The sequence below is a fragment of the Alginatibacterium sediminis genome, assembly GCF_003610775.1.
Taxonomy (GTDB): Bacteria; Pseudomonadota; Gammaproteobacteria; order Enterobacterales; family Celerinatantimonadaceae; genus Alginatibacterium; species Alginatibacterium sediminis.
In genome coordinates, this window is the sequence record NZ_RAQO01000004.1 from 665,226 (window position 1) to 683,846 (window position 18,621).

18 protein-coding genes are annotated in these 18,621 nt (G+C 41.9%); 13 read left to right on the forward strand and 5 right to left on the reverse strand.

Annotation, left to right across the window (positions count from 1 at the left end; translation table 11 throughout):
- Entirely contained in the window at positions 1–1,272 is a 1,272-nt protein-coding gene (locus DBZ36_RS06060; protein ID WP_120354018.1) for a succinylglutamate desuccinylase/aspartoacylase family protein, read from the forward strand.
- Positions 1,273–1,330: 58 nt separating this feature from the next.
- On the opposite strand, the gene DBZ36_RS06065 is transcribed toward DBZ36_RS06060, so the two are convergent.
- From DBZ36_RS06065 to DBZ36_RS06085, 5 genes are all read right to left on the reverse strand, one after another.
- On the reverse strand, positions 1,331–2,248 hold the full coding sequence (locus DBZ36_RS06065) for a hypothetical protein (protein WP_120354019.1): 918 nt from the start codon (positions 2,246–2,248) through the stop codon (positions 1,331–1,333).
- 107 nt (positions 2,249–2,355) lie between these two features.
- Positions 2,356–3,777 carry a cardiolipin synthase gene (gene cls, locus DBZ36_RS06070; RefSeq protein WP_199711782.1) on the reverse strand — a complete coding sequence of 474 codons (1,422 nt, stop codon included), beginning with the start codon at positions 3,775–3,777 and terminating at the stop codon, positions 2,356–2,358.
- Positions 3,778–3,817: 40 nt separating this feature from the next.
- Positions 3,818–4,723, reverse strand: coding sequence for a pseudouridine synthase (locus DBZ36_RS06075; RefSeq protein WP_120354020.1), 906 nt, complete (start codon positions 4,721–4,723; stop codon positions 3,818–3,820).
- Positions 4,716–5,159, reverse strand: coding sequence for an AAA family ATPase (locus DBZ36_RS06080; RefSeq protein ID WP_120354021.1), 444 nt, complete (start codon positions 5,157–5,159; stop codon positions 4,716–4,718). The genes DBZ36_RS06075 and DBZ36_RS06080 overlap by 8 nt, the downstream gene beginning before the upstream one ends.
- 18 nt (positions 5,160–5,177) lie before the next feature.
- Positions 5,178–6,173: a DMT family transporter gene (locus DBZ36_RS06085; protein ID WP_120354022.1), complete on the reverse strand. Its 996-nt coding sequence runs from the start codon at positions 6,171–6,173 to the stop codon at positions 5,178–5,180.
- 124 nt (positions 6,174–6,297) lie between these two features.
- Between DBZ36_RS06085 and DBZ36_RS06090 the strand changes: the two genes are divergently transcribed.
- The 12 genes from DBZ36_RS06090 (at position 6,298) to uspE (ending at position 18,496) form a co-directional block, all read left to right on the forward strand.
- Entirely contained in the window at positions 6,298–6,759 is a 462-nt protein-coding gene (locus DBZ36_RS06090) for an Lrp/AsnC family transcriptional regulator (protein WP_120354023.1), read from the forward strand.
- A 139-nt stretch (positions 6,760–6,898) separates the two neighbouring features.
- Positions 6,899–8,065, forward strand: a complete 1,167-nt coding sequence (locus DBZ36_RS06095) for a threonine/serine exporter family protein (RefSeq protein WP_233558098.1) — start codon at positions 6,899–6,901, stop codon at positions 8,063–8,065.
- Between the two features lie 1,355 nt (positions 8,066–9,420).
- Positions 9,421–10,848 (forward strand): cytochrome-c oxidase, cbb3-type subunit I, encoded by a 1,428-nt coding sequence (gene ccoN, locus DBZ36_RS06100; RefSeq protein ID WP_120354025.1) that lies wholly within the window; start codon positions 9,421–9,423, stop codon positions 10,846–10,848.
- 12 nt (positions 10,849–10,860) lie between these two features.
- Positions 10,861–11,463 carry a cytochrome-c oxidase, cbb3-type subunit II gene (gene ccoO / locus DBZ36_RS06105; RefSeq protein WP_120354026.1) on the forward strand — a complete coding sequence of 201 codons (603 nt, stop codon included), beginning with the start codon at positions 10,861–10,863 and terminating at the stop codon, positions 11,461–11,463.
- A gap of 10 nt (positions 11,464–11,473) precedes the next feature.
- Positions 11,474–11,656, forward strand: coding sequence for a cbb3-type cytochrome oxidase subunit 3 (locus DBZ36_RS06110; RefSeq protein WP_120354027.1), 183 nt, complete (start codon positions 11,474–11,476; stop codon positions 11,654–11,656).
- Positions 11,656–12,627, forward strand: a complete 972-nt coding sequence (gene ccoP / locus DBZ36_RS06115) for a cytochrome-c oxidase, cbb3-type subunit III (protein WP_120354477.1) — start codon at positions 11,656–11,658, stop codon at positions 12,625–12,627. Before DBZ36_RS06110 ends, ccoP begins: the two co-directional genes overlap by 1 nt.
- Positions 12,628–12,782: 155 nt before the next feature.
- Complete coding sequence (locus DBZ36_RS06120) at positions 12,783–13,280, forward strand: FixH family protein (RefSeq protein ID WP_120354028.1); 498 nt, start codon at positions 12,783–12,785, stop codon at positions 13,278–13,280.
- The gene (locus DBZ36_RS06125) at positions 13,270–15,675 is read left to right on the forward strand and encodes a heavy metal translocating P-type ATPase (RefSeq protein ID WP_120354029.1); all 2,406 of its coding nucleotides are present in this window, start codon (positions 13,270–13,272) and stop codon (positions 15,673–15,675) included. Before DBZ36_RS06120 ends, DBZ36_RS06125 begins: the two co-directional genes overlap by 11 nt.
- Entirely contained in the window at positions 15,672–15,860 is a 189-nt protein-coding gene (ccoS, locus tag DBZ36_RS06130; RefSeq protein ID WP_120354030.1) for a cbb3-type cytochrome oxidase assembly protein CcoS, read from the forward strand. The genes DBZ36_RS06125 and ccoS overlap by 4 nt, the downstream gene beginning before the upstream one ends.
- Entirely contained in the window at positions 15,850–16,521 is a 672-nt protein-coding gene (locus DBZ36_RS06135; RefSeq protein ID WP_120354031.1) for a sulfite exporter TauE/SafE family protein, read from the forward strand. The genes ccoS and DBZ36_RS06135 overlap by 11 nt, the downstream gene beginning before the upstream one ends.
- Before the next feature lie 169 nt (positions 16,522–16,690).
- A complete protein-coding gene (locus DBZ36_RS06140) occupies positions 16,691–17,440 on the forward strand; it encodes an FNR family transcription factor (protein ID WP_120354032.1) in 750 nt (249 codons plus the stop codon).
- A 117-nt stretch (positions 17,441–17,557) separates the two neighbouring features.
- Positions 17,558–18,496, forward strand: a complete 939-nt coding sequence (uspE, locus tag DBZ36_RS06145) for a universal stress protein UspE (RefSeq protein ID WP_120354033.1) — start codon at positions 17,558–17,560, stop codon at positions 18,494–18,496.
- Positions 18,497–18,621 lie beyond the last annotated feature (125 nt).

Genomic DNA, 18,621 nt, shown 5'->3' on the forward strand with positions numbered 1-18,621 from the left:
ATGATTACTCGTAACATTATTGCGCTGAGTGTGTTCGTTGCTACATTTACAATAGCAACAGAACAAGATGATCAATTCGAAGAAAATGATGCCTTGATTAGCCAACATATGGCTATCGATTTTGCTAAGGTTCAAAGTCAAAGTAACACTAACGATACCTCAGAAGTTACGCAGTGGGGATCGCTAACATTACTGGACGCTAATGTAGGCGCAGGCGAGTCTGCTACCCTGCCATGGTACTCTGGACACTTGCCTGGCGGATTTAGAATGCCCACACCAGTAGTAGTATTGCGCGGTAAACAACCCGGTCCAACGGTTTGTTTAACCGCTGCAATTCACGGCGACGAGATCAATGGCGTAGAAATTGCGCGGCGAGTCGTACAAAATCTGAATGCTGAAGAAATTAAAGGAACAATCATTTCTGTTCCCGTGGTAAACATGGACGGATTGTGGCGCAAAGATCGTTATATGGCAGATAGGCGCGACTTAAACCGTGCATTCCCAGGAGAAATCGACGGCACAACTGCCTCACGCGTAGCTTATAGCTTGTTCACAGAAATTATAAGACATTGTGACAGCCTCGTTGATTTACACTCCGGGTCAATGTTTAGAGAAAACAGCCCTCAATTGCGAGCTGATCTTACTATTGAGGATGTTGCAGACATTGCTAAGCAATTTGGTGCAATTTCCGTTTTACAAAGCATAGCGCCAGTCGGCAGTCTTCGTGGCGCTGCAACCGCTGCTGGTATCCCCACAGTAGTTATGGAAGTCGGAGGACCTTACACGGTCGACTTAGCGCTAGTTGAAACGGCAGTTAAAGCACTACGAAGCTATCTAAGTGCAATCGAAATGTTACCTCGATCGTTTTTTTGGTCTTCACCACAACCCGTTTTCTACGCCTCACAATGGGTCCGCTCACGCGATGGCGGTATACTAATCAATAAAGTCAAACTAGGCCAACAGGTAAATAAAGGGCAACTTCTGGCTACAATTAGTAATCCCATTACCGATCAGGAAGAATCAATTGTGGCACCGTTTAACGCAGTTGTGCTTGGGCGCGCACAAGATCAGTTCGTATCAGCAGGCTACGCTGTTTTTAACCTTGGTGAACGCCGAAGTATCGAAGATTTGGAGCAGCAAGGCCAAGAACTGAAGGCAAAAGCAGTGGTCAAAAATGTTGAGCAGCTAGGATTAAACACAGAGTTAATTGAAGAACAAACGAAATCAACAAGTAGCAGTATCGCAACGGATGCAACCAAGAGTACAAATTAACACCTTTCATATTAACGACTCTTGATTGGAGTTCTATTGGTAACTCACTGGCTCATGGCTAGATGTCAAAATCGTGGGTAGTGGTTTTAATTCTGCGCTTAACTAAATGTCGAATAGCACTGGTAGAAAAATTATTATCAACAATTATTTCATAGCTTTGTCGCCCAATCTCAATTTCGAGAACCTTGAGTTGTAGGTACTTCTCATGTGCAAACTCATTAACGCCTGTCATTTTTGAAAAAGGTATAAAGACATGGCCAAATTTGTAGTTGGTGTCCTTAATTCCAAGAATATATTTGCCACGGTTAGCGATAATAAGGTCAGTACCATCGGTCATGATCATACAATCGAGAAGCTTAGAATTCTTATTCGAACTATATAGATTTAGCAGACTTGCAGGGCTAGGCTCCGCGAGCTCCCTACTCTCTTGATAGCCTAATATTGTGGGTTTGCTGACCCCTTTTTCTTTGTCTCTAAAATAACGGTATATTTGTTTTTCGTTTAAAGTTCCCATTGGGCTATCTAAGCTAGGATGAGAACGTTTATTTTGTCGTAAGCCCAAGCGGATCAATTCTATCGCTTGACTGGCGACCTCCATTGAAACCAAATTGTAGCGAACATCAACAATTTCACGACTTGAAGCAATACAAATAAAGCTACCGAGTAAGTCGCCACCATGTTCTAAATAGCAAATATCTTCAAATAAAAAAACTTTTCGGCTAAGTAGTTCATTTTCTATAGTAAAAATTGAAACACTATCTTTTGAAACGGCTACAACCTGCCAATAAAGCAGCATTCCAGCGGCCATGTTGCGTCGTTCTTCTTTGACTGGAACCTTAAACGAAAAATCGGCATTTTCGATGGTATCAAGTACATCTAAAAACTGTGCTGGTACTTGGCTGGCATCTTCAATTACCATTAACCAAGGACCGAATTTATTGTACTCAATTTCTTGTTCGTTTAGATTAATGTCCATAATTTGCTCCTACACGCATCTTGTGCCCTCATACAAATTATAGCTAGAGTACGGCGTTTAAAACGTTCTAAGCTCACAATATCGGGCAAAACAACTTATAAAGAACTTTATAGCACTGGCGCACTAAGTCGTGCGATACGGACTAACAACTGAAAATACCAAGGTTTATTACTGAATTCATCATTAGCTACCAGCTGAGATTTGGAGAAATCATCTTCGAGCATTTGTTTAACCTGCTGGGCAAATACAACATCATGTACTATTGCGGTTAACTCAAAGTTTAAACGAAAAGAGCGATTGTCTAGATTTGCAGTACCAACTGCGGCTAAATCATCGTCAATTAACATTACTTTTTGGTGCAAAAAACCGTCGCTATATCGGTAGAACTTAACGCCCACCGGGCTCACGTCGTGAATATACGCAAATGCTGTTAAATAAACCAAATAATGATCGGGTTTATCTGGGATCAATATACGAATATCAATCCCTTTTAGTGCTGCTAACTGTAGTGCCGCTATAACGGCTTCATCGGGTACAAAATATGGGCTGGTTATCCATATCCGAGACTTAGCACTGCGAATACACTGGACGAACATAAGCTTAGCGGACTCTAGTTCATCTGCTGGTCCAGTGGGTAACACTAAAATGTGCGCATCTTGGTTAGCGCAGTTGGTGATTTCCCACTGTAGGTCAAGAATTTCACCTTTTGCCCAATTCCAGTCTTCTAGAAACGACAGCTGTAAAGCTTTAACAGCTGGACCTTCAATGCACATATGCGTATCACGCCAATGACCAAATTTTGGGTATTTTCCTAAATACTCATCGCCGACGTTATGACCTCCAAGCCATGCTTTATTGCCATCGATTACAACATTTTTACGATGGTTTCTAAAATTGACCTGAAATCGCTTACGGATATTACCTTTCTTGTTAAAAGTCGCGACCTTAACACCGGCTTTATTGAGTGTATTTAAGTAGGAACTGTCTAAGGCGTAGCTACCAACCTCATCAAACAAGAGGTACACCTTTACTCCACGCTGAGAACAGTCAATCAATGCATCTCGAATACGTCGTCCTAGACCATCATCTTTAATGATAAAGAATTGAAACAAAACGTAGTGGTTTGCACCGCGTAGACCTTCAATAATATGATCGAACGTTGCATCTCCATCAACAAGTAACTGCAAAGCATTGCCTTTTACAACTGGAATACGGCATAGCTCTCGGCACAACCAAACGGGGGGTTCGTTAACGCTTGGCGTGACTATATAGTTGCCTATATCACGAGTCATTTCATCGATATATGGCTTAAACTGCTCACTAGAAGCTTGTCTTGAACTGACATAACCATCAAATCGATTTCGACCCAGGAAAAAATATAAAGGCACGGCTAAAAAAGGAAAACTAAGCAAGCTAATTAGCCAAGCAATGGCTCCTTGAGTACTTCGGGTGCTCATAAGGCTGTGTATAGCCATTGCAATACCCGTAAGATAAAAGCCTAAAACTATCCACGGTATTAATTCACTCAAATTAGCCACCTTTTCGAAAAATTAACGATTACCTGAGGTGTTAGAGTAGTTCAGTATTTAAGTCAAAGCCAGCAACACTAAAATCATAGGCACGCTGATCAAGCGGATCTATAAAACTTAACTTTTGAGCCAGCAGTTTTAGTGGATTGCTATAATCTAGAGCGGCCTCGGAAAGTAGCTCTGGATACAAGCGATCATTTAAGATCGGATAACCAATATCATTCATATGCAATCGAAGTTGGTGGGTTTTGCCGGTGATAGGTTCTAGTTCAAACAAACTTATATGTTTAAGTGTATCTATTTTGACTATTTTTGACCATGAGTTGGGGTCTTCGGTTGGCTGTGAAACCATGCGAAAACTTGGTTGCCCCTTAGTTATTCTAGAATTGATATGCCATTGACTATTTTCATCCACGCCATCGCCCATTGAAAGTGCTTGATATGTCTTCTTGATGCGTCTGGATGCGAAAAGCTCATGGTAGCGGTGACGATGTTCTACTTTTTTGACTAGTAGCACTAGGCCTGCCGTTGCCCTATCTAAGCGGTGAGCTGGCGTTAGCTCCTCGCAAACAAGGGATTTTCTCAAGCGATTTACCAAACAATTTTCAATAACGTTCCCACTAGGGTTTAACGCCAAAAAGTGGGGTTTAAAGGCGACTACGAAATTCTCATTTTCAAATACAAGGTGTTCGTAAAGCGGAACTTCTGGTTCAGATTCGAGTTCGCGATAATAGTAAACACGAGCTTTAGGCTCAACGAGGGTATCTAAACCAATCAATTTATGGTCGTGCCAATATACTCGTCCTTGCTGCATACGTTGTTGCCACTGTTCACGAGAGACGTGTTTAAATCGTTGCGCCAGAAAATCAACTACAAGTAGGCGTCTGTCGGTCGTCTCCGGGATGACTACAGACGATGCTTGATTAGCGACAACAGTTTTACTCATTCGGATTCCCCAGCACGGAATACATTGATAGATCGTTAGGGTCAATATTAGTCAATTTTTGCCACTTCTTTTTCATCTGCTCGATGGTGGTGTCGGGTACGTTGTGGATAGACCCGAAATCGTCGTGGCATTCGATGACTTTAAGATGCGCTTGGTATTTTTTTGCAATATTTATGTAAGGTAACATTTCCCATAAACAAACAAAGGTGTTGGATACAACAACTGATGTTGATTGTTGCAATGCTTGCTCACATTTGTTTTGGCACCACGCATGAGCATTTGTGAGGTGATCAGCATCAAAATGATACTCTTGTTTATCATTTACAAAATATTGATCTGCTTCTAAGTGAACCAACTGCTGATCGTCCGTGCACATTTGTTTTGCTAGTGTCGACTTTCCCGAACCTGGCAGGCCCCTTATGATGGTTAAACGCACGTTGCTCCTATCAGAACACTAAGTTTTGTACGGCAAAGTGTAGCGAGACACCGCTTTGACCACAACGCGTTTTGTTATTAACCTTTTCGAATTGTGTAACGGGCTTAAATTGAAAATAATGACTGATATAACAACCATTAGCATTGCAGCTACTGATGTGGTTGAGGGGTGTTCAGCGAGAAAATAGAAACCCAACACACTCGCAATTACAGGCGCTAAAGCACCTGTTGCTGCAGCAATTTGGGGGCCAATTTGTCTGATCGCATAAGCATATAAAACGCAGGCAACGATCGCAACTGCGATAGCTTGAATGAGGGTTTGCAATGCTATGTCTGTCCATGACATCAGCTCTAATGCTGGAAAATCAACAACCAATAGCAAGGCAAACCAAACGATTGCATTGCTGCACAAAACCCAAGTTGCGGCGTTAAGCGGTGCAAGCCCACTTTTTTTGAAGCAAAAAGTAAAAATCGCCCAACAACATGCAGCGCTAAGTAAAAGTAGGACCGCTAACGACGGTGAAGCTAAACTGGTTTCAATGTTAGATGCGACTAACACTGCAACGCAAACTAGAATTGAAACCATACATAGTCGTGGCACTAAACCCAACTTAGGAACTTTTGGGTCAAAGCTGTGTAACAGCGCTAAAAATATGGGAGCTAAGGCAGGTATAACCGTACTTGCTACGGTTATACTACTAGATTGCATTCCGCCTACACCTAAAAACAAAAAAGGGAGCCCAGAACCAAACGACATCCCAAAAAGGTAAATCACTGGTGCTTGGGAAATGCGTTTCCAATTCCAAAAGAGTATAGGAGTCAGCAGTATACTTGGGAGCACATAACGGAAAAAGGCAATGTCATACCACTGCATGTTTGTACTTAAACCCACTTTTAAGCCCGTGAAAAATAAAGCCCAAATAAGCGCCGTTAATAAGGCCGCAATAGTCCCAAAAACACGGTTTGTGTTGATTGTTTTTGCTGCAGGCTCATGCTGTATTTTCTGAGTAAGCATAACGATAACCTAAGTATGAAAACATTAGTTTAAGACGAATATGGGATTGTAAGGTGGCAACTTTTACCCCATTATAAGCAACCGTTAGCTCGTTACACTAAAATGAATAACAATGTGAGTTTAAATGACTAAACTAGACAAAACTAATCGACATTTGCTTGAGCTCATTCAGAAAGATGCCCGCTTAAGTACCCATGAACTCGCTGATCTGGTTGGTCTTTCTGCCTCTCCTGTTGCACGTCGACTACGACAGTTGGAAGACGACGGCCTCATTGAAGGCTACAGAGCGCACTTAAACCAACGCAAACTTGGCTTACACATTACAACTTTTGTACATGTGCGACTCAAAGACCATCAAGAAGCCAGTGTATTGGCATTTGAACAAAGTGTTAGAGAAATGAGTGCTGTACTCAATTGCCATACAGTTTCTGGAGCCTATGATTATCTATTGCAGGTGGTTTCCCAAGATTTGGTTGACTACGAACAGTGGGTTAGATCACTGCAACGATTGCCATTAGTAAGTCATATCGATAGTAGTTTTGCTATTCGAGGTGTTAAAACTAACGATTTCCTACCAATTCCTTGATCCCATAACCAGTGTTAAAACTAAGTGCAATTCCCTAGTATTCAACTAAACTAGCGCCAGATTTAGCCCTAGACACATAGAAATGAAATCGAATACCTTCAAAACCAAAAAGAACTTTTTGGTAAAGCTTGGAAAAGCTTTGCATAAGTACGGTACTCCTGCTTCTGGTATGGAACAGCATCTGAGTGATGTGTCTACAACGCTAGGTGTCAAAGGACAATTTTTGGTTACCCCTACAACTCTCACATTTGTGTTGTTTGATGATGAGTCTGACCAAGAGTTCAACTATATACTCAGAGTAAGGCCAGGAGAAATAGACTTAGGAATGTTAACGCGTACACAACAACTCGTTGATCGGGTTGTACTGGGCGAACTAGACCTTTTCCAAGCCATTTCTACCTTAGATGAGAATGAACAAAAGCCTGATTTAAGCTCAGGTCCCTTAACTTTGCTTGCTTATGTTGTTACTGGCGCAGCGTTCGCTATGCTAATGAATGCGAATTGGATTACCATCGCTATATCAGGCCTGTTGAGCATTATAGGTTTTAGTTTAGTGTGGCAGGCCCGAACAAGGCCTCGTATCGCAAGTGCAATCGAACCTTTAAGCGCGGCGCTCAGCGCTATTGGTGCTTATGCATTAGCTTTTATATTTCCCAGCCTCGACATTAATTTAACGGTCTTGTCCTCAATCATTATTTTTATACCCGGCTTATCACTAACCTTAGGACTTAACGAGCTAGCCTCCCGCGAATTAATTTCTGGTACCGCTAGGATCATGGATTCGTTTATGACCCTATTCAAACTCTACTTTGGGGCTATCCTCGGATTGGAAATCGCCAAGCAAGCCCTTGGGATCCCGCTCCTAATATCCGATGTACAACATTTATGGTGGCTAAATTGGTTAGGTGTAATTTTATTATCATTAGGGCTAACTGTCATTTTCAAAGTTCGTAAAGCAGAGTTAGTGTGGGGGGTTTTATCTGGGGTTATTGCTTATGGGGCAAGTGTTATAGGCGCTGTGTATATTGGGGCTGGATTAGGCCCTTTTGTCGGTGCTTTTGTAGTCGGCGTTTACGCTAACGTATTTGCGCATGTACGTAAAATACCGGCGTCGGTGGTCTTACTACAAGGCATCGTTTTACTCGTGCCCGGTAGCAAAGCATATATAAGTTTAAGTAATACGTTTATTCAAGATAGCTTTGTAGTGAACAACAACATGGCATCTGAAACTTTCATGATATTTATGTCAATTATAGCAGGCTTAATATTTGCAAATCTTGCATCACAAAGGCGATTAGGTTTGTAAGCTAACGCAGTCTGCGCCTAATGATAAATGCGCTAGGACACACCGCCCTACTGCGCCATGACTCGGTTATAGCAATTGCTATACAACAATAGTGAACAGTCAATTGACAAGAACCAAATAGTTTCCGCTTTTTTAACCTACCAGCCTTGGCCACCTAAACTTTTAGAAACCAACATCAGTGCTGATTAACAGACATAAACTTACGATATTGAATCAGGCTAATATTTGCTCTAGCGAACTTCGTTTTACAAAAGTCTTGTATGTCGAAACGGATAATAGTGAATTGGGGCATTAATCAATGAAACGACCTTTGCGTTACTGTACTTTTGTTGATTTCACAATCACCAGCCAATTTTTCATTCTCGCTAGCGTTTTATAAGACTAGCAAATTCCATTTTGTGGTTTGTTTTTGATTAATGAAATTTCTAGCCGAGGTCACCGAAACTGTTTACTAATCGAGTGATACGAAAACCGAGTTCAATGTTTTAGAATGGCAATAGCAAGGTTTAATTGACTTTGGTGTCTAAAGTAGCATTGAATCCGCCCTTCATGAGCCTGTTAGTCATAACTGCAAGCTCGTACTGCAAATGTCTGAAAAACCTTGTTTGCAAATAATTCTTAAGTCGGTTTACACAAAGTTGTGAAAGACACCCTGAGGACGTATTGCTAAATGCTTTATGATAGCGACGCAGCCTTAACGCTTAACACGCTGCAATACTCAACTGTTTCAGTGAACTAATTGATGCGTACCCCTTAGCACTTTCAAAGGCGCCTATTAGACACATTTAGCTGTTGATATTTTGCACGATGAACGAGACAGCCTAAGCCGAATGCTCAATACCTTGTTGTTCTGCAAAACTGGAGAACTCAGTTGTAACAAATTTCGAGCATATTCTTTTGAACTAAAATTTAACTTGGACCCACTTATGGCTATTTTTTAGCCGAATTGCCCACTTTTCTATATGTATGTTGTAGCTAATCATGGCCAACCTGTAGCACAAACCCCTTAGAACTTACTAAATGATTGGCTTCTTTTAATCAAATCGCGTGTTGGCACATCACTGGAACTACCTCTTTAGTAAGGGTTTTCAATGTAAAGTAAGCACAAGAGCAAATAAAAGCCAGTCTTTAACTGGTGCGAAATTGATCTAGATCAACTGGGTTAAAAAAGAGTTAGTTTTTTGCGTTGATGTTACGCAAATATGTCGGCCCAATGCACATTACAAACTATTAATTGTAAGTTTGATCAAGTATCATTCTGGCTATTAACTAGCTTTGTTTTTTTATTGGATTTGAAAGCAAACTAGTTATAACTCCCACAATAATAGCAATATAGCAACGGAAGCATTCATACTATGGACCATGCAGCTACACATTCAGAGAATGACTATAACTACAAAGTAGTGCGTCAATTCACTGTGATGACTGTAATTTGGGGTATCGTTGGAATGAGCGTTGGCGTCCTAATCGCAGCTCAACTGATTTGGCCAGCCCTTAATTTCGATACACCTTGGCTCACTTATAGTCGCCTAAGACCCCTTCACACCAATGCCGTAATTTTCGCATTTGGTACCAGTGCCCTAATGGCCTGCTCTTTTTACATTGTACAGCGAACCTGTCAAACCAGACTGTTTGGTGGCCCCCTCGCCTCCATCGTGTTTTGGGGTTGGCAATTGATAATCGTTTCTGCAGCTATTTCGCTGCCGTTAGGTTATACGACAAGTAAAGAGTACGCAGAACTTGAATGGCCGATTGGTATCTTAATCGCGGTCGTTTGGGTAATTTACGCCATCGTCTTTTTCGGTACTCTGGCCAAACGGAAAACCACGCATATATATGTTGCAAATTGGTTCTTTGGTGCTTTTATTATCACCATTGCTATGCTGCATATCATTAATAACCTCGCAATACCGCTAAGTTATACCAAGTCATACTCAATTTATGCTGGTGCAGTGGATGCAATGGTACAGTGGTGGTATGGACATAATGCCGTTGGTTTCTTGTTGACAGCAGGCTTTTTGGGAATGATGTACTATTTTGTTCCTAAGCAAGCTGGACGTCCTGTTTATAGCTACCGCTTATCGATTGTTCATTTTTGGGCACTAGTATCGATATATATCTGGGCAGGCCCGCACCATTTGCATTACACAGCACTACCTGATTGGGCTCAATCCTTAGGTATGGTTATGTCTTTAATTCTGTTTGCTCCATCTTGGGGTGGCATGATTAACGGTATTATGACGCTGTCAGGTGCATGGCATAAACTACGCTATGACCCAATTTTGCGCTTTTTGATTGTTTCCTTGAGTTTTTACGGAATGTCGACCTTCGAAGGTCCGATGATGGCAATTAAAACTGTTAACGCCCTCTCTCACTATACCGACTGGACTGTTGGCCATGTACACTCAGGCGCCTTAGGTTGGGTTGCAATGGTTACAATCGGAAGTATCTATCATCTAATTCCGGTGCTCTTCAATCAAGAGCGTATGTACAGTACCAAACTAATTAACACCCATTTCTGGCTAGCAACTATTGGCGTTGTATTGTATATCGTTGCAATGTGGATTTCTGGCGTTATGCAAGGGTTGATGTGGCGTGCGGTTAACGAAGACGGTACTTTAACGTACTCGTTCATCGAATCAATAGAAGCGTCTTATCCGTTCTACTTTGTGCGTTTAGTTGGTGGTTTGTTCTTCTTAGGCGGAATGCTACTGATGGCCTATAACGTGTTCAAAACAATTTCAGCCACTGATGGTAGCCTCAAAGCTACTGAGCAAGCATAAGGAGTATTCAGAATGAAGCATGAATTTGTTGAAAAGAACCTTGGCGTGCTAATGGTTTTCATTGTTATAGCGATCAGCTTCGGCGGTATCACACAGATTACACCGCTGTTGTTCCAAGCAGAAACAACTGAGCCTGTCGATGGTTTAGAACCCTACACGGCCTTACAAATGGAAGGGCGTGACATCTACATTCGTGAAGGATGTTCAAACTGTCATAGTCAGATGATACGTCCGTTTCGAGCAGAAACAGAACGCTATGGTCACTATAGCGTCGCTGGGGAAAGTGTTTGGGAACATCCGTTTCTTTGGGGTTCTAAGCGCACCGGTCCTGATTTAGCACGTGTAGGCGAGCGATACTCAGATGAATGGCATCGTGTTCACCTAACCAATCCTCGTACCGTTGTTCCTTCATCGAATATGCCGTCCTTCCCTTGGTTGAACGAAAATATTCTTGATGGAAAGCTCACCGGCCGTAAGCTTGAGATTTTCCGCGACCACTTTGGCGTGCCTTATGAGCAATCAGATATTGACGGCGCTAAAGCAGCAGTTGAAGGCAAAACAGAAATGGATGCGGTCATCGCTTATCTTCAAGTGTTAGGCACAGCCTTAAAATAGGAGCGACGATATGGACTTTGGAACATTCAGTGGTTTGTATACAGCCTTTCTTATTCTAATTTTTATTGGAATATTCGCTTGGGCTTATAGCAAACGTCGCAAAAAGGATTTTGAAGAAGCTGCCAATTTGGTATTTGCCGACGAGGTAAATCAAAAACACGGTACTTCTAGTCAAGGAGCTAAACCACAATGATGAGCTCATTTCTAAGCATTATGGTTACTGTAATAACCTTAGGCAGCATTGTTGGCTGTATTTTGTTACTACGGGCAACTAACAAGAACAAAACCGGCGTTGACGAAGGTGCCTCTATGGGGCATACCTTCGATGGTATCGAAGAACTAAACAATCCGCTGCCCAAGTGGTGGACGTATATGTTCTATATCACTATTGTTTATGGTTTGGGCTACCTAGCGCTTTACCCTGGTCTTGGTAATTTTCCTGGCCTTTCTGGCTGGAAAAGTTCAGAGCAAGGGATTAAGTCGATCGCTGAGAAAGATCAACGAATAGAAGCCTATGCTGATAAAGCAGTCGCAAACCAATACTTAAGTGAAGTTGCGCATGCAGAAGAACGCTTTGGCGAAGTATTTAGAAGCATCGCCTATCAAAGTGACGGTAATTACCGTCCAATTGAAGAGCTAGCAACAGACGAAGATGCACTAAAAATCGGTCAACGTCTTTACCTACAAAACTGTTCACAATGTCATGGTGCAACCGCGCGTGGCTCAACAGGATTCCCCAACCTAACCGATAACGACTGGTTATATGGTGGAACACCAGAGGCGATCAAAACCACGCTTATGAATGGTCGTGCTGGCCAAATGCCTGCTTGGATAGATGTACTAGGCGCTGACGGTGTTAAAGAGGTGACAAGTCACGTTCTACGTTTGTCTGGTCGTAAGGTCAACACCCTTGAAGCTGAAGCTGGCGCCGCAAAATTTGCTGTCTGCGCTGCGTGTCATGCTGCTGACGGTACTGGTAACGAAGCTTTAGGCGCCCCTAACTTAACCAATAACATTTGGTTATATGGTGGTTCTCGTAAAGCAGTTGAAGAAACACTTACCTATGGTCGCGCAGGTGTAATGCCCGCTTGGAAGGATATTTTAGGAGAAGATAAAATCCATGTTATCTCAGCCTACGTATATTCTTTGTCACAAGAAAAGTAGTTTCTAGTCTAAATAAAAACGGCGCTAAGGCGCCGTTTTTATTTAGCTCGTAAAATAATAGCCGTAATTCCATTGTTGTTAATAGATTTAAAATCTATCATTAGCACAAATGGCACTATGATTGCCTACATTCAGACGTAGTAAGGAAATCCACGATGGATACGCAACAGTTAATTCTCCCTTGGTACAAACAATTCTGGCCTTGGTTTTTGATTGCTCTACCCGCTGCAGCTGTCATTGCGAGTATTAGTACTTTCTTTATAGCCAACAACAATAAATCTGATTTGGTTGTGGACTCGTATTACAAAGTTGGAAAGTCCATCAATCAAGATTTATCAAAGCTAAAGGCTGCAGAAACTTTAGGTATCAGTGCTGACTTAGAAAGCAAAGACGGCGCGTTAATACTATCAATGCAGGTCCCTTCGTCTTACCAAAACCAAGCTTTAGAAGTTAAGTTGGCTCACAAAACTCAAGCAAAAAAAGATTTGGACTTCTTGGTCACAGCTGATGCTAACGGACGCTACCGTTTTGGTGAAAACTTCGACCAAGCCGGTCGTTGGTTCATTCGAATAGAGCCTATTGACGGCAGCTGGCGCCTGCAAGAAGAATTAGTACTTCCGCTAACAGCAACCGAAGCAATCGATGGCCAGTAACTCTTCAATCAGTTGTTATCATTGTGGCGAGGATGTACCCAAAAATCTAAATCTTGAGGTACAAATTTTAGGCCAAAAAAGGCCTATGTGTTGCCAAGGTTGTTTTGCTGTAGCAAATACAATTATTGAATCAGGTCTAAGTGACTATTATAAACACCGGACTGCCATTGGGCCCTCTGGAGCGCAACTTGTCCCAGAAGAACTTGAGAAACTAACACAGTATGACAACTTAGATATACAAGCTGAGTTTGTAGCGGATAGTGGTGAGTACAAAGAAGTTCTATTGTGTGTTGAAGGTATTGCTTGCGCAGCTTGTGCGTGGCTAATAGAAAAACAAATCGGCAATCAAGACGGTGTCTTGAGGCTAAATGTGAATTCAACAACACAACGTGCGAATCTACACTGGGATCCAACTAAACTTGAACTAAGTCAAATTTTGCAGGACTTCCAAAACTTAGGGTATCAAGCCCTTCCCTTTCAAACTGATCAACAAGAAGCATTTTACAAAAAAACTTATCGCCAACATCTCACAAGGCTCGGGGTTGCTGGATTAGCTACAATGCAGGTAATGATGTTCGCATTTGCATTATACGGTGATTTCTTTGGTGAAATGGATGCCCAATTCATTGGTTATTTTCGTTGGGTAAGTTTACTCATGGCCACGCCCGTTCTACTTTACTCAGCGCAACCTTTTTACGTAAGTGCTTATAGAGCTTTGCGATCTGGTAGTCTAAATATGGATTTACCGGTATCGATTGCATTGTTGGGGGCATATAGCGCTTCTTTGTATGCAACTGTGCAAGGCCACGGCGAAGTCTATTTCGAATCGGTATCGATGTTTACGTTCTTGTTATTGCTAGGACGTCTACTCGAACTGCGGGCGCGTCGCAAAGCAAGCGAGTCTAGTACAAATCTTTTAAAGCTAATCCCAAAGGTTGCTAACCGCCTAGATACATCTGGAAATATCGAAGTCATCGCCTGTAAACTTCTAAAGGTCGGCGATATTGTTCGCGTACGTCTAGGTGAAACAGTTAGCGCAGATGGTATTATTAAAGAGGGTCATTGCTCTATTGATGAGTCAATGCTCAACGGTGAGTCGCTCCCACTACCTAAAACTGTTGGAGACCAAGTTTTTGCCGGCAGTATTAATCACGGTCAATCCATAGATATACAAGTAGTCGCAGCCCAACAACAAACCTTTATCGCTCAAATATTGCGCTTGCAAGAACAAGCGCATAACGACAAAGCATCGGTAGCCAGTTTAGCAGACACCGTATCTCGGTATTTTGTCGCTGGCCTGTTAGTGATAGCGAGCTTATGTTATGGCTATTGGTCAATCTATTCTCCTGATGATGCTTTTTGGATAACACTAGCAGTCTTGGTGGCAACATGTCCTTGTGCGCTATCTCTTGCAACGCCAGCCGCTCTTACCATAGCAACGCAACGATTATCCAAACACGGCGTATTGGTTAAAACGCCGCATGTACTCGAGTCACTAGCTGCGTTAAACACCATTGTTTCTGACAAAACAGGTACTTTAACATTAGGCCAACTAGAACTTTGTTGTGACCACAGCTTAAGTTCGCAAGATCTAAAACATCTGTCGATAGCTTGCTCGATGGAGGCTAGAAGCTTGCACCCAATTGCCTTAGCGTTTACCAAAGCTTCGAAGCAGTACCAGTTGAGCGCGATTAAATTTGATTCTATAAGTGAACACAGCGGCCAAGGACTGCAGGCTTATTTAGATAACGACGAGTATCGCCTAGGTTCGGCGCATTTTTGCCATGTAAGGCCTTCGCCTCGAGATACGATGATAGAAATTGTACTGTGTTGTAACGGGACACTATTGGGTCGTTATTATTTCAAAGACCAGCTAAAACAGGATGCTATCGAATTCTCCCAGTATCTAAAACAGCGCAATATTGAATTGCAAATGCTCAGTGGAGACACCAGTTCACAGGTATTCAGTTACGCTAAATTGTTAGATATTTCAGTCGTCAAAGCTGGAGCTATGCCAAAACAAAAACTTGAGTATGTAAATGAACTCCAGCTTAAGAACCACAAGCTAATGATGCTTGGTGATGGCGTAAACGACGGGCCAGTGCTAAGCGCGGCAAACTTATCAATGGCGATGAGTCATGGTACCGACTTAGCCAAAACATCGGCTGACAGCATATTACTTGGTGATCGATTAATGCCTATTGCGAAGGCAATTGAAACGAGTATATTTTGTAAAAAAATTATCAGACAAAATATGACCTGGGCAATAGGTTACAATGTACTTATTCTCCCCTTGGCAGCAACGGGAAATATTACCCCCTACATCGCCGCCTTGGGGATGTCATTGTCATCGCTAATCGTGCTAAGCAATTCGTTGAGGTTAAATAAACATTGAGTATTATCTTCGTTCTTATCCCGATTGCACTCATCTTTGTCGCTATAGCCATTTTTGTTTTTATCTGGGCTGTTCGCTCTGAACAATTTGACGATCTTGACCGCCAAGGCTCGAACATTCTCTTTGACGAAGATCAACCGCCTCTGACCAAAAAGCATTCGACAAAATCAGACGATGAACTTTGATTTTCCGCTTTTCTTCTCTGCGTTTATGGTAGGACTGTTAGGTGCTGGTCATTGCCTGTCTATGTGTGGGTCTATCGCATGCGCAGTAGGCATGACTGCTGGAGGCCCTAACAAAGCCCCATTGTTAAGACTATTTTTGTTTAACATTGGGCGGATTACCAGCTATGCGATAGCAGGCATCATCGTTAGCGGCTCTGCAGCAACATTGATTGAGTTAGGCAAACTTGAGCATATGCTGTGGATTTTACGTATCTTTGCAGCAGTTTTGCTGATCTTTCTAGGTTTATCCATTGGCCAGTGGCATCAAGGAATCAAATACGTCGAAAAAGTTGGAGCCCGCCTTTGGCGTACGCTTCAACCAAAAGCATCTCGATTATTAGCGAAGCAAGATAATCCATCTGCATTGTTACTAGGAATAGTCTGGGGTTGGTTACCCTGCGGATTGGTCTATTCCATGTTAACTTGGAGTGCTACACAAGCGTCAGTTGCCACAGGTGGCTTAATCATGGTCTTTTTTGGGCTTGGCACATTTGCGGTTATTTTGAGCGCTAGTATTGGAGCCGCTAGCTTCAATCAAAAAATCAAAAGTTTATTCTTCCGAAGAATATCAGCAATTACTATGATTTCATATGGTGTCTATCAATTGCTTTATCTCGCATAGTGTTCGACATGAGGCTTTAATCGCTACTAATGATTCTATTTATAGCATTTAATTGCAAAAAGCATTGGGTTCAGCAAAAATTTAGAAAATGATGAGATCGACTAATAGTTCTTTGAAAATGACCTAGATCAATGTAAAATCGATAGCAATTAAATTAAGAAATAATCGTATGAATAGTAGCCTAAAAGCTAAACAGCGCGTTCAAGCCGGTGGTAGTGAGATACATTGCCAAGATTGTAGTATTGCTGAGTTGTGCATTCCCTACTCGCTTAACGAAACTGAGTTGGATCGTCTCGATAGTATTATTGAGCGTAAAAAGCCGCTTCAGAAAGGCGAAGAAGTCTTTGCCGCTGGTGATAAGTTGCGTTGCCTGTACGCGATACGTTCCGGTACCATCAAGTCATATACCATTACTGAACAAGGTGATGAACAAATTACTGGCTTTCATTTGGCCGGCGATTTGATAGGTTTTGACGCGATTAATGAGCAAATGCATACCAGTTTTGCTCAAGCCCTAGAAACATCAATGATATGCGAAATTCCTTACGACACAGTTGATGAGCTTTCTGCAACCATGCCTAAACTCAGACACCAAATAATGCGTTTAATGAGTTGTGAGATTATTGCAGACCAAGACATGATTTTACTCTTAAGTAAGAAAAATGCAGAAGAACGTTTAGCTGCATTTATCTTCGGATTATCCGAGCGCTTCGCTCGCCGAGGCTTTTCTCCTCGCGAGTTTAGGTTAACAATGACGCGCGGTGATATTGGTAATTATTTAGGCTTAACTGTTGAAACCATTAGTCGTTTACTTGGACGCTTTCAAAAATCTGAAATGATTAATGTTAAAGGCAAATATATTTCTATCGTTGATCGTGAAGCTCTTTCAATGATGGCTGGCACCAAGCGCTCAGCTTAAGTTTTAAATATATAAACAACAACTTATAAAGATTGCTGATTGTTAGGTCGATCAGCTTTTTTTTTGTATAATTGAACTACAGTATATATGAGACATGTTTGTATATTGGAGTTCCAAATGACCAAATATCGAAATATATTAGTCGTTATCGACCCTACTCTTGATGAGCAACCAGCCTTAATTCGCGCATTGGCCTTAGCACAACGTAAAGATGATGTGCGTATCAAAGCTTTTCTAACTATTTATGATTTTTCTTATGAAATGACGTCGATGCTATCTATCGATGAGCGCGAAGCAATGCGTTCGGCTGTCATAAATGAACGTAACATTTGGTTGAAAGATCAGGTAAGCGCAGCTTCACAAAGCTCGAAAATTGAATGCAAAGTGGTTTGGCATAATCGTCTATTTGAAGCCATCATCAACGAAGTACTCGATTTTGGACACGATTTAGTGGTCAAAGCAACCCATGACCACCCTAAACTCAAGTCAGTAATCTTTACCCCTACAGATTGGCATCTTTTACGAAAATGCCCATCACCACTGTTACTGGTAAAACACCATGACTGGCCGGAAAACGGTAAGATACTGGCTGCAGTAGATGCAACCACTGAAGATGAAGAACACCTTCGCTTAAACGAAAGAGTGATACTTGAAGCAACTCAACTAGCTGAGTTATTAGATGCCCCCCTTCACTTGGTGAATGCCTATCCGGCTGCGCCTATCAACATAGCGATCGAACTCCCTGATTTTGACCCATATAAATATAATGCAAGTGTCCGCGAGCATCACCTTAAGCAACTTGCTACGTTCGTTGAAACACATCAATTACAAGGTTGTAGAACCCATGTGTTAGAAGGAATGGCGGATGACGTGATACCGGATGTCGCAAATGACATCAACGCTGAACTGGTTATTTTAGGGACTTCAGGTAGAACAGGGCTCAGCGCTGCGCTTATTGGGAATACTGCTGAACACATTATTGATAGCTTAGATTGTGATTTACTTGCGCTAAAACCGTCTAACTATATAAGTCCATTAGATGACTCACTTAGTTAAGCAGATAATCTTGCTATTATCATGAAAGTATCAAACTGGCAGGTAATGTATCTGCCAGATTTCTAATATACACCACTTTATCCTGCCTGTAATATTATTGTCACAAACCACTGTTTAAATGCACT